The sequence below is a fragment of the Pseudomonas sp. 5P_5.1_Bac1 genome (assembly GCF_025466015.1).
Lineage (GTDB): Bacteria > Pseudomonadota > Gammaproteobacteria > Pseudomonadales > Pseudomonadaceae > Aquipseudomonas.
This window is the reverse complement of the sequence record NZ_JANLNX010000117.1, coordinates 82,076-93,940: the sequence shown is the minus strand read 5'-3', so window position 1 is coordinate 93,940 and position 11,865 is coordinate 82,076. Positions and strand designations below refer to the sequence as shown.

Below are 11,865 nucleotides of genomic sequence, written 5' to 3'. Positions count from 1 at the left end.
TCCCACCGTTCATCAGTCCTTAGATATGACACTGCCACATACATAGGGACACCTTATCCATGATTCACGCTTCCACCCCGGTCAGCCCGACCGTGCCAGCCCTCGATAAACCCTGCGCGCCCCGCTATCGGCGGATGCTGGCCTTGAGCGCTCTGACACTCGCCTTGCAGGGGCTGGGGGTCTACGCCTGGGCGGCGCCGATTCAGGCGCCGCAAACCTACAGCATCGGTTCCGGCAGCCTGGCTCAGGTGCTGGCCCGGTTCGCCAGCGAAGGCGGGATCACCTTGCAGTACACCCCTGAACTGGCCCGTGGCCTGTCCAGCCCGGGCCTGGAAGGACGCTACGGTATCGAAGAGGGATTCCTGCGGGTGCTTGCCGGCACCGGTTTGCAAGTCATACGCCGTGGGGACGGCGTCTATGGCCTGGAACCTGCGCCGCTGAACACACCGGCCGGGGCCTTGAACCTGGAGCCGTTGAGCATCACCGGTCGGCAAATCGATGCGACCACCGAGAACTCCGGTAGCTACACGTCCAGCGCGGTCACCATCGGCAAGTCCGCGCACCGTCTGAAGGACATCCCGCAGTCGGTCAGCGTGGTGACGCGCAAGGCCATGGACGACCAACGCCTCGACACCCTGGATGAAGTGCTGGAGAAAACCACTGGCGTCACCACGTTCCAGAGCCCGTCCGGCGGCAAGTACATCTACTCGCGCGGCTTCGAGGTGGAGACCATCCAGTACGACGGCGTCCCGCTCGATCGCCGCTACTACGCCATCGGCAGCAGCTTCACCTCCGACACCCTGCTGTATGACCGCGTCGAAGTCCTGCGTGGCGCCAACGGCCTGTTGCAAGGCAGCGGCAACCCCGGCGCAGCCATCAACCTGGTGCGCAAACGCCCGAAAGCCGAAGCCGCGCTCTCCGTGACCGCCAGCGCCGGCTCCTGGGACACCTATCGCCAGACCCTTGACGCCAGCGCCCCGCTCAGCGCCGACGGTGCGTTGCGCGGCCGCTTTGTGGCCGCCCACGAAGACCAGAACTACTTCTACGACACCGCCGAAAGCCGCAAGAACGTTCTCTACGGCATCCTCGAATACGACCTCGACGACGCCACCACCGTAGCGGCGGGTGTGAGCGTGGAAGACCTGCACGCCGTGCCGTTCTTCAGCGGCCTGCCGCGCAACAAGGATGGCAGCGCCGTGAACGCGGGGCGCTCGACCTTTACCGGTGCCGACTGGAACAAATGGGACAACAAGCAGACCACCTACTTCGCCGATATCACCCATGACTTCAACGAAGACTGGCGCGTGAAAGCCTCCGGCAGCTACATCCGCGAAACCAACTACATCCTCTACAGCTTCGGCCGCGGTTCCGTCGACCCGGCCACCGGCGACGGCATGCGCTCGCGCGCCTACCTCTACGACTTCGAAAACGTCAACAAAGGCGCTGACATCAACCTCACCGGCAAATGGCGCGCCTTCGACCTCGAACACGAAGTGGTGATGGGCGCCAACGCCAGCGACCTGAAGACCGATGACCTGCAGGGCGGCCTGCTCAACCTCGGTGCGATCAACCTCTACGATCCGGTGTCGCCACAAAAACCGACCATGGAGCAACTGCTGGGCACCACGTATGCCGGCACCTCCAGGGGCAAGATCAGCCAGAACGGTGTTTATGGCGTGGTGCGCTACAAGTTGACGGAGCCACTGACCCTGGTCCTGGGCGGGCGGGCCAGCAACTACAAATACGACTACGAACTGCACCGCTTCAACACCGGCTCACCCACCCCGGCCCACGCCAGGGAAAGCGGCGAGTTCACGCCGTATGGCGGGCTGATCTACGCGCTGAACGATCAGTGGTCGACCTATGTCAGCTACGCCGACATCTTCAAACCGCAAACGGAACTGAGCGAAGACAGCGCCGCGCTGAAACCGCTTGAAGGCTCCAACTACGAGATAGGTTTGAAAGGCGAACTGTTCGACGGCCGCGTCAACACCAGCTTCGCGGTGTTCCGCGTCGATCAGAAAAACCGCGCCCAGTACGACTACAACTCCGTGTGCGGGCAGAACGGCGAAGACAACTGCTATGTGTCCGGGGGCAAGGTTCGCGCTGAAGGTTTCGATGCGGAAATCAGCGGTGAAGTGCTGGCCGGCCTGCAACTTTTCGCGGGTTATACCTACACCACCACCGAGTACCTCAACGACCCGGGCGATGGCACCTCCGCGTCGGGTGCGACCTTCAACAGCTACACCCCGCGCCATATGCTGCGGTTCTGGGCTGACTACACGTTGCCGGATGATCTGGACCAGTGGACCGTCGGAGGTGGCGCCAGCATCCAGAGCCGCAACTACCACTCCAACTTCGGCGGGACTGACGGCGTCGGCGACATCGAACAGGCGGGCTACGCCATCTGGAACGCCCGCCTCGCCTACCAGATCAACAAGAACTTCAGCGTCGCCCTGAACGGCAACAACCTGTTCGACAAGAAGTACTACTCCACCATCGGCTGGCTATACGCGGCCAACCACTACGGTGATCCGCGCAACTACACGGTGACGCTCAAGGCCGACTTCTGAGGCTGGCAGTCGGGCGGCAAACCCTCTGACGCGGTGTCAGAGGGTTTGCGGGGGGTGGGGACTCGGCAACCCTACTCGGCCACCGCATAGCGGAACTGTTCCCCGCTCTCGTCCCGGTCGTACACCTTCTGCCCCGCCACGTAGGTGGCCCGTACGGCGCGGTCGTCGCCCAGGATCATGAGGAGGAACAACGTTTCGTTGATGTCCTTGCTGAACTGGCTGCGAAACGCCATGAGCGGTGTCGCTTTCTTGTCGAGTATCACCAGGTCGGCTTCAAATCCTATGCCAACGGTGCCTATCTGCTGGTCCAGGTACAGCGCCTCGGCGCTGCCGCGGGTGGCCAGGTAAAAAGCCTGAATGGCGTTGAGGCGAGTCTGGTTGAGTTGCGCAACCTTGTAGGCCTCGTTCAGGGTTTGGAGCTGGCTGAAGCTGGTCCCCGCCCCCACGTCGGTGCCCAGCCCGACGCGAACCGGCCGGGCCGGATTCTTCGCATCGAACAACTTGAACAGGCCGCTGCCCAGGAACAGGTTTGACGTGGGGCAATGGGCAAGCGCCGCCCCGGTCTGGTGGCAGGTACAAAAATCCTCTTCGGTCAGGTGTACGCCATGCCCGTACACCGAGCGCTCGCGCACGATGCCCGCGTTCTGGTAGACGTCCAGGTAACTCTTGCGCTCTGGAAACAGCTCCAGCACCCATTTGATCTCATCGAGGTTTTCGCACAGGTGGGTCTGGATGTAGGCATCGGGATGTTCCCTCGCCAGTGTGCCGCATACATCCAGTTGCGCCTGCGTACTGGTGGGTGCGAAACGCGGCGTGATGCAATAGTGCTGGCGGCCCTTCTTGTGCCAGCGCTTGATCAGTTGCGTGCTTTCATCGTAGCCCTGCTGGGCGGTGTCGAGCAGGGCTGGCGGGGCGTTGCGGTCCATCAGCACCTTGCCGGCGATCATGCGCGTGTTGAAGCGCTGGGATTCACCGAAAAATGCATCCACCGATTGCGGGTGCACCGTGCAGTAGACCACCGCCGTGGTCGTGCCGCAGCGCAGCAGCTCGCGCAGGAACACGCCGGCCACGTGCTCGGCGTGCGCTTGCGCGGCGAAGTTCTGTTCGGCCACGAACGTGTATTTGTTCAACCACTCCAGCAACTGCTCGCCGAAGGCGCCGATCATTTCCGTTTGCGGGTAATGGATGTGCGTGTCGATGAAGCCCGCCGAAATGATCGCGTCAGGGTAATGCACCGGTGTTACGCCCTGCGGCAGCCGGGCGAGCATCTCGCTGGCCGGCCCCAGGTCAGTGATCTTGCCGGCTTCGATCACGACCACGGCGTCGGGTATGTACACCATGCAGTCTTCAGGCGAGTTCAGAAACGGGTCTGCCTTGAACGTGACAACGTCACCTCGCAATGCTGAAACGGTAGCCATGCGTGTGCCCTCCATGTAGTGGTGCGCCGATGTCTCAGGCCTTGGGATAGGATTCGCGAAGAACGAACGACAGGACCAGGGCGATACCGAGCGCAATGAGGATCGGCTCGCCCGCATACTGGGCCAACGCCGTGGTCTGCGGCAGCAGCCCCGAGGCTTCGCCGGACACCACCCGCGAGCCGGGTGAGGAAATCATGAAACCGCCCGCAATGAAGGCCAGGCCATTGACGAAGGCTGCCGAGGTGCCGATCAGTTGCGGCGGCACCACATCGCTGGCCGAGCTGAAGGTAATCATGTGCGCCGCGTTTGCGACGCCGAAAATGAAGTTCAAGCCCATCGCGATTGGCACGGGGATACCGGGCACGTACAGCAGCGCCAGTGCGCACAGCAGTTGCACCAGGGTGCCGCCAATAATGAGCGGTTTACGCTTTTTCATTTTGTCGGACATGGCCGGCAATATCAGGCAGCCGACAGCCAGGCCCAGCCACAGCAACGATGAACTGAACGCAGCCGTAGCCGGACTGGCGCCCAGGGTCACCATCAGTTTGGGCGCCCACACCACGCCGGCCGCCAGCAAACTGCCAAACAGCGCCGAACAGATAAGCGCGCTGACCCACACGTGAGGGATTCTCGCGACGTCCACCAGTGCCGCTACAACCGAGCCCACGAACTTTCCGGCGCCACCGGAAGCCTCACTGTGCACGGGCTGAGGGTTGCGCAAATAAATGAAGGCCAGCACCGTCAGTACAATGCCCCCCGCCCCGATATAGTTGAATAACGCGCGCCATTGCATGGCACTTAATGCGTACTCCAGAGCATTAACTGAAAACGCCGACGACAGCGACGCGCAGAATTGCACCAGGCCGAACATAAGGCCGAACTTCGCCATGCCGAACCACTGCCCACCAATGTAGCCAGCCCCGACAAAACCCGTGCAGGCACCTAATGCCATGACGAACTGCGACAACAGCAGCATTGAATAGGACGATGCGTTGGCAAAGATGAAAACACCCACGGTCACCAACGCGACCGACACCGGTAAAACCTTGTGCGCGCCCAGACGATCGAGCAACGCCCCGCCGAAAAACTGGCAAATGGCGAACACCCATGTATAGGTCGCGGCAATGGCGGTGATCTGGGTAACGGTAAGTGTCAGACTTTGCTGGATCTCCGGGTTAACGATTGAATAACCCGTTTGTACGCTGAACAAGTAGATAACGAACGCAACGGCGATACACCACACCCACCATGCCCGCGCTCCGCCAAGCGTTGTTGTGCCATGCGTATCAGAGGCTGAGCTTCCTGTTATTTCTGCCATCTCCGTTCCCCTTCTTATGTAGCTCGATATGCCACGCGGTGGACGGGCGCCTGTTTCAGATGCCCCTGTTGCCGAAGAACCTTGAGCATAGTCATATCCAGGCGGGACGCTAGGAATCAGGTAAGGGAAAAAGATGGCCGGCCAGGACGTCATTATTTCTGTGTCCGAACGCTATTCTCGAAGCACTATGGGCAAAGAAGCTGAGTGTGCAAACAGCGGGGTCAACTGTGAACCTGGTCACACTACGGAAATGGATTTTTATCTCGCCATACGACAATTCAAGCAACTTCCGCGCGCACCAGAGCGCGGTACTCCAACGTTCAAAGCGGCTGCTTTTTCCAGTTCCAGCCAAACGTTTCCGCGCAAGGGGCCAACCAATGGCGCAGGTGTGGGTTATTCGCCAACGTCGAGGATTCAACACCGCGGGCACCGATATTGGCGTGGCGCAAAAAGCGCACATCCAGGCTCTGTTCCAGCCGTTCGACCCACTGCGGAAAATCCATGATGCTCGCCAGGCGCGGCCACTTTATGAGCTTTCGATAACGCAGTTGGGCTGAATCAATGCGCATATCATCGTTCGAGCGCCACTGGGCCAGATAGAGGCTGTCATTACGCTCAAGTTGCACACGCCAGTGTCCCCAGGAAGGAACGGTCAGCTCGAGCTTCACACTTTCAGGCCGCAAACTGTTGCGCTTGTAGAACCAGTACTCGATAGGCTCGTTGCTCAGCACAACGGAGAACGTGCTGTCGTGCGGCATATCGCCCAACTCGAACAAGGCAAACCATTGGGCGGCCTCTAACTGGCTGAGATCATCCGGCATACCTACTCCTTAATTGCAAAACTGAAAAAACCCGTGAATACATCTATCCCTTTTCTCTTTTCGGGCCGCTGTGTGTTTTGCCAAAACCACGGCGCAGTCCTTGTCAGGTAGCATGGCAGGCATGCCTTGCCAGGAATGAAGTGGAAAAAACATGAACCGTCGTAAAAAGATCAAGCAGCTTTTAAAAGCGCATGCAAAAAAAGCCAGCGCCAAACTGGCGCCCAAGAGCAAACCTCAATACATCAGCAAAGCTGACCGACTGAAACTGGCCGCGCAATCCCCGCAGGACGACACGCCTCCTCCCGAAAGCTGAGCACCCGCCCCGCCAGTCTCTTGCAATCCAGGATATGACCCTCCCGAACCCCGTATTGCACCAAACGGCGGGGGCGGCAGTTCGCGGTGCAGGTAGATTTGCGAACGATTCTTAATCACTATATTCTTCGCGCTTTCCCGCCGGGCCCTGCCGGCTTCTGAACACGTGAGGTTCGCCTTGGCTGACGATCTGGACCGGTTGTTTCGCCTTTATCACCGCGACTTGCAGAACATCGCCTATCGCCGTCTGGGCGATCGCGAGTTGGCGGCCGACCTCACCCAGGACACCTTCGTGCGCTACGCCGGCCTCGGCCAGCAGCAACAAACCGACGGCATCCTGAACCCGCGCTTCTTCCTGATCCGGGTGCTCGGCAACCTGATCATCGACCTGGCCCGCGGGCGTAAACGCCAGGGCTCGCCCGTTGAACTCTCGGAGGTGCAGGACGAGTTGCTCGACCCGCGTCCCGGCCCCGAACGGCTGTTCGAGTTGCGCCAGCAATTGCAGTGCCTGCACCTGGCCCTGAGCGAACTGCCGGAGAATTGCCGCACCGCGCTGCTGCTCAACCGCATCGAGGGCCTGAGCCACCAGGCGATTGCCGAACGCCTGGAGGTTTCCCCGAGCATGGTCAGCAAATACATCATGCGTGCGTTGCGGCATTGCGTCCGCAGTCTTGAGCTGCTGGAGGACTGAGCGATGGCCGCGATCCGCGCGAAAGACCTCGACTGTCCCCTGCCCGGCCTGACCGATGAAGCGCTGCAATGGCTGGTGGACCTGCACAGCGGCACGGCCGACGACGGCGATTGGGCAAACTACCAGCGCTGGTGCGAACGCTCCGAGCAGCATCAGGCCGCGTCGCTTGCCGCCGAACGGCTGTGGGAACGCCTGGGCAGTGCGCTGCAACGCCCGGCGCCTCGGCGCCGCGCCGGTCCCGTCCTGGGCCTGGTGCTGGCGCTCGGCCTGGCCAGCGGCGCTGCATGGCAGGTGCGCGAAGACGGCTGGCTGGCCGACCAGCGCACCGGCGCGGGCGAGCGCCGCGAGTTGCAGTTGAGCGATGGCTCGCAGCTGCACCTGGCCCCGCAAACCCGTGTCGACATCCAGATCGAAGGCAACCGCCGCACGCTGCGCCTGTACGCCGGCGAGCTGTTCGTGCAGGTTGCGGCCGACGCCTCGCGCCCCTTCGAAGTACAGGCCGCGGACGGCACGCTGCGCGCCCTCGGCACCGGCTTCGACGTACGCCGCGACGGTTCGCGGGTGCGCCTTGTGGTCACCGAACACAGCGTGGGCGTCACCCGCCAGGGCGCCGGCACGCAGACCGTGGTGCAGGCCGGACAGGCCCTCAGTTATGACGCCCATGGCGTGTCGAAACCGCTCGAGGTGGATGCTGACAGCCTGACCGCCTGGCGTCGCGACCGGCTGATCTTCGACGGCCAGCCGCTAGGCGAGGTGCTCGACGAACTGTCGCGGTATCACAAAGGGCTGCTGTGGATCCGCGATCCGGCGCTGCGCCAGTTGCCGGTCACCGGCCTGTTCGAAACCCGTGACCTCGACGCGCAACTGGCCTTGCTGCAACAGTCGCTGCCGATCCGCATCCGCAAATTGCCGTGGCTGACGGTGGTGGAGGCGGACGAGCAGCGCAAAACGCGATAACCCGAAAAATTTTTCACGCGGCACTGTCAGGTTTGAAATGTTCAGCGTCTTTCCCATTTGAGAGTGATTTTTAATTAGCTGATTTCAGCGGGGAGAGACATGCAACAATCCTTCAAACGTGCCGCGCTCGGCCTGGCGATGAGTACGGCCTGCGGCCTGGCGTTTGCCGTGAGCACCCAGACACTGGCGGCCGATGCCGCACAAAGCGCGACCCGCGCCTTTGCGATTCCGGCCGGCCCTCTCGGCCAGGCGCTGACGCGCTTCAGCGACCAGAGCGGCCTGCGCCTGATCGTCAACAGCGAATTGCTGGCCGGGCGCAACAGTCCGGGCTTGAACGGCCATTACAGCGTCGCCCAGGGCGTGCAACGCCTGCTCGCCGGCAGCGGCCTGAGCGCGGCGCTGAGCGGTGACACCCTGCTGATCACCGAAGCCACGCAAGAGGGCTCGGCCATGGAGCTGGGCGTGACCCGCATCAATTCCGAGCAACTGGGCACCACCACCGAAGGCAGTGGTTCCTACACCACCGGCGCGGTCACCCTGGGCAAGAGCGCGCAGAAGTTGAAGGACATCCCGCAGTCGGTCAGCGTGCTGACGCGCAAGCGCATGGACGACCAGAACATCGTCAACCTCAAGCAGGCGCTGGAAAACACCACCGGCGTGAGCGCGATCAAGTCGCCGGGCTCGGGCCTGTTCATTTTCTCCCGTGGCTTCGACATCGAGAGCATCCAGTACGACGGCGTGCCGGTGCCGCGTAACGTCTATTCGCTGGGCAGCTACATCAGCGAGAACATGTCGATCTACGACCGCATGGAAGTCATGCGCGGTGCCGCCAGCCTGCTGCAAGGCGCGAATAACCCGGGCGGCGCGATCAACATGGTGCGCAAGCGACCGCAGGCCGAGCCGACCGTGACCCTGACCACCAAGGCCGGGAGCTGGGACCGCTACGGCATGCAGGTCGACGCCGGCAGCGCGCTCAACGATGAAGGGACGGTCCGCGGCCGCGCGGTGGTCGACTACCAGAAGGGCAACTCCTTCACCGACTCGCTGTGGAACTGGGAACAGACCGTCTACGCCGCGCTGGACTTCGACCTCAGCAGCGACACCACCCTGGGTGTGGGCGCGAGCAACAAGAAGACCCACTACCAGCCCTACATGATCGGCCTGCCGCGCAACCGCGATGGCAGCCGCCTGGACGTCGGCCGTTCGACCTATGTCGGCGCCAACTGGAACCGCGCCAGCAGCGACCAGACCGCCGTCTACCTCGACCTCGAGCACCGCTTCAACGACGCCTGGCGCTTCAAGGCCTCGGCCCTCGGCATGTTCGAATCCAACGAAGCGGTGTACCAGTTCATCACCGGCGCCGCGGGGCCAGGCCCGAAACCGATCTATGCCGACTACGGCACCGACTTCAGCAACCACAACCTGGGCCTGGACATGTACGTCGATGGCCAGTTCGAAGGGCTGGGCTTCAAACAGAGCCTGGTGCTGGGGGCCAACTATTCGAAATACACCACCGACGATGGCTACGCCCGCGCCTTCACCCCCGGCGTGGACATCACCAACGTCGACCATGACCGCCCGTACCAGACCTACAACGGCATCGCCGACCGCGCCAACCTGACCACCAGCCAATACGACGTGCGCCAGAAAGGCATCTACGCCAGCTACCGGATCAACCTGCTGGAGCCGCTGACCCTGGTGCTGGGCAGCCGGGCGAGCTGGTATGAAATGAGCTACGACGCGGACAACTACTTCCAGCGCGAAATCGACGGCGATCCGGTGCACTCCACCGCCCAGAGCACCGGCAAGGTCACCCCGTTCGCCGGCCTGGTGTACGCCCTCAACGAGCAGTGGTCGGCCTATGCCAGTTACGCCGACGTGTTCATTCCGCAAAGCGAACGCGGCCTCAACCAGGCGCCGCTGAAACCGATCACCGGCACCAACTATGAAATCGGTATCAAGGGCGAGTTGATGGACGGCCGCCTGAACACCTCGCTGGCGGTGTTCCGCTACCTGCATGAAAACCGTGCGGTCGCCGACCTGGACAGTGGTTTCGAGTGCGATGGCTGGTACTGCTCGATGGCCAGCGGCAAGGTGCGCAGCCAGGGGATCGAACTGGAAGTGAACGGCGAGGTGCTGCCGGGCCTGCAACTGTCCAGCGGCTACACCTACAACACCACCCGCTTCATGGACGACCCGGAACTCAAGGGCAAGACGTTCAGCACCTTCACCCCCAAGCACATGCTGCGGGTGTGGGCCGACTACCAGTTGCCGGGTGACCTGGAACGCATCAGCGTCGGTGGCGGCGTCAACAGCCAGAGCCGGACCCTGGGCTTCGACCGTTCCTATGAAGCCAGCGGCTTTTCCATCTGGAGCGCGCGGGTGGCCTACAAGGTCAGCGATCAGGTCAGCGTGGCGGCCAACCTGAACAACCTGTTCGACAAGGACTACGTGATTCCGTCGTACGGGACGCTGGCCGGCAACAACTACTTCGGCGACCCGCGCAACGTGATGTTCACCCTGACCTACACGCCGACCTTCTGAGGCGCGGCGTCAACACACGGGACGCCCGCCGGCGGGCGCCCCGCTCCCTTGCTACGGCTTGATCGCGATCTTGAGCACACCGTCGCGCTGATGGGCGAACAGGTCATAGGCCGCGACGATGTCGCCCAGCGGGTAATGGTGGGTCACCAGTGAGCCGAAATCCGCCCGGTTCGACGCGATCACGCTCATCAGCCGGCGCATGCGCTCCTTGCCGCCCGGGCACAGGGCCGTATTGATCCGATGGTCGCCCAGGCCGGCGGCAAAGGCCCCGAGCGGAATCTTCACATCGCTGGAGTACACGCCCAGGCTGGAAAGCGTGCCGCCCGGCTTGAGCACCTTCATGGCCTGCTCGAACGTCGACGGCAGCCCCAGGCATTCGATGGAAGAATCGGCGCCGCGCCCACGGGTCAGCTTCATCACCTCCTCCACCACATCGCACTGGTTGAAGTTCAGCGTGATGTCGGCGCCCATGGTCCGGGAAATGCCCAGGCGATGGTCGTTGCCATCGACCGCGATGATGGTCGACGCGCCCAGCAGCCGCGCCCCGGCGGTTGCGCACAGGCCGATCGGCCCCTGCGCGAAGATGACCACGGTGTCGCCGATGCGGATATTGGCGTTCTCCGCACCCTTGAAGCCGGTCGACATGATGTCGGGGCACATCAACACCTGTTCATCGGTCAGGCCATCGGGAATCGGCGCCAGATTGCCCTCGGCATCCGGCACCAGCACGTATTCGGCCTGGGTGCCGTCGATCAGGTTGCCGAAGCGCCAGCCGGCCGTGGCCTTGTAGCCGTGGCATTCGCAAGCGCCGCGGTCCAGCAGGTAACTGCCGTCCTGCGAGGCAACCCCGTCCTGAGCGGCGTAGGAATTGAAGTTGGGGCAGATCGCCCCGGCGATCACCCGCTGGCCTTCCTTGTAGCCCTTGACCGCGCTGCCGAGCTTCTCGATCACCCCCACCGGCTCATGGCCGACGGTCAGCCCCCGGGCGATCGGGTATTCACCCTTGAGGATATGCACGTCGGTGCCGCAGATGGTCGTCGTGGTGATGCGAATCAGCGCATCGGTGGGGCCAACGTCCGGGATCGGCTTATCCGCCAGTTCGATTCGCCCGGGCGCTACGAAAACGGCTGCTCTCATCGTGGCCATCTCTCATCCTCCTGACTGCTGAAATGTGCTGAGCCATCAAGCAAAGCCCAGCCAGCGCCGTCTGGCAAACATCAGGGGGAATGTT

General features: G+C 62.5%; 9 protein-coding genes. 5 read left to right on the top strand and 4 right to left on the bottom strand.

Annotated features, from left to right (window positions below; genetic code table 11):
• Positions 1–59: 59 nt before the first annotated feature.
• Positions 60–2,573 carry a TonB-dependent siderophore receptor gene (locus NTD82_RS27990; protein WP_262131066.1) on the top strand — a complete coding sequence of 838 codons (2,514 nt, stop codon included), beginning with the start codon at positions 60–62 and terminating at the stop codon, positions 2,571–2,573.
• Positions 2,574–2,644: 71 nt separating this feature from the next.
• Here NTD82_RS27990 and guaD read toward each other — a convergent pair whose 3' ends face one another.
• The 3 genes from guaD to NTD82_RS27975 all read right to left on the bottom strand — a co-directional run bounded on the left by guaD (position 2,645) and on the right by NTD82_RS27975 (position 6,130).
• Positions 2,645–3,991: a guanine deaminase gene (guaD, locus tag NTD82_RS27985; RefSeq protein WP_262131065.1), complete on the bottom strand. Its 1,347-nt coding sequence runs from the start codon at positions 3,989–3,991 to the stop codon at positions 2,645–2,647.
• A gap of 34 nt (positions 3,992–4,025) precedes the next feature.
• Positions 4,026–5,309: an MFS transporter gene (locus tag NTD82_RS27980; RefSeq protein ID WP_159985248.1), complete on the bottom strand. Its 1,284-nt coding sequence runs from the start codon at positions 5,307–5,309 to the stop codon at positions 4,026–4,028.
• A gap of 320 nt (positions 5,310–5,629) precedes the next feature.
• Positions 5,630–6,130: a hypothetical protein gene (locus NTD82_RS27975; protein ID WP_262131064.1), complete on the bottom strand. Its 501-nt coding sequence runs from the start codon at positions 6,128–6,130 to the stop codon at positions 5,630–5,632.
• Positions 6,131–6,281: 151 nt separating this feature from the next.
• Between NTD82_RS27975 and NTD82_RS27970 the strand changes: the two genes are divergently transcribed.
• From NTD82_RS27970 to NTD82_RS27955, 4 genes are all read left to right on the top strand, one after another.
• Positions 6,282–6,443 carry a DUF2986 domain-containing protein gene (locus NTD82_RS27970; protein WP_095155281.1) on the top strand — a complete coding sequence of 54 codons (162 nt, stop codon included), beginning with the start codon at positions 6,282–6,284 and terminating at the stop codon, positions 6,441–6,443.
• A gap of 177 nt (positions 6,444–6,620) precedes the next feature.
• The gene (locus NTD82_RS27965) at positions 6,621–7,133 is read left to right on the top strand and encodes an RNA polymerase sigma factor (RefSeq protein ID WP_095155282.1); all 513 of its coding nucleotides are present in this window, start codon (positions 6,621–6,623) and stop codon (positions 7,131–7,133) included.
• Between the two features lie 3 nt (positions 7,134–7,136).
• Complete coding sequence (locus NTD82_RS27960; protein WP_262131063.1) at positions 7,137–8,090, top strand: FecR family protein; 954 nt, start codon at positions 7,137–7,139, stop codon at positions 8,088–8,090.
• Positions 8,091–8,189: 99 nt separating this feature from the next.
• Complete coding sequence (locus NTD82_RS27955; RefSeq protein ID WP_262131062.1) at positions 8,190–10,634, top strand: TonB-dependent siderophore receptor; 2,445 nt, start codon at positions 8,190–8,192, stop codon at positions 10,632–10,634.
• Between the two features lie 51 nt (positions 10,635–10,685).
• Here NTD82_RS27955 and NTD82_RS27950 read toward each other — a convergent pair whose 3' ends face one another.
• The gene (locus NTD82_RS27950) at positions 10,686–11,780 is read right to left on the bottom strand and encodes an NAD(P)-dependent alcohol dehydrogenase (RefSeq protein WP_262131061.1); all 1,095 of its coding nucleotides are present in this window, start codon (positions 11,778–11,780) and stop codon (positions 10,686–10,688) included.
• Between the last annotated feature and the right edge of the window lie 85 nt (positions 11,781–11,865).

What these genes read in the sequence shown, in the direction of transcription:
- NTD82_RS27990 (WP_262131066.1), top strand. Translation starts at nt 60, where the DNA reads ATGATTCACGCTTCCACCCCGGTCAGCCCGACCGTGCCAGCCCTCGAT.
- guaD (WP_262131065.1), bottom strand. Translation starts at nt 3,991, where the DNA reads ATGGCTACCGTTTCAGCATTGCGAGGTGACGTTGTCACGTTCAAGGCA.
- NTD82_RS27980 (WP_159985248.1), bottom strand. Translation starts at nt 5,309, where the DNA reads ATGGCAGAAATAACAGGAAGCTCAGCCTCTGATACGCATGGCACAACA.
- NTD82_RS27975 (WP_262131064.1), bottom strand. Translation starts at nt 6,130, where the DNA reads ATGCCGGATGATCTCAGCCAGTTAGAGGCCGCCCAATGGTTTGCCTTG.
- NTD82_RS27970 (WP_095155281.1), top strand. Translation starts at nt 6,282, where the DNA reads ATGAACCGTCGTAAAAAGATCAAGCAGCTTTTAAAAGCGCATGCAAAA.
- NTD82_RS27960 (WP_262131063.1), top strand. Translation starts at nt 7,137, where the DNA reads ATGGCCGCGATCCGCGCGAAAGACCTCGACTGTCCCCTGCCCGGCCTG.
- NTD82_RS27955 (WP_262131062.1), top strand. Translation starts at nt 8,190, where the DNA reads ATGCAACAATCCTTCAAACGTGCCGCGCTCGGCCTGGCGATGAGTACG.
- NTD82_RS27950 (WP_262131061.1), bottom strand. Translation starts at nt 11,780, where the DNA reads ATGGCCACGATGAGAGCAGCCGTTTTCGTAGCGCCCGGGCGAATCGAA.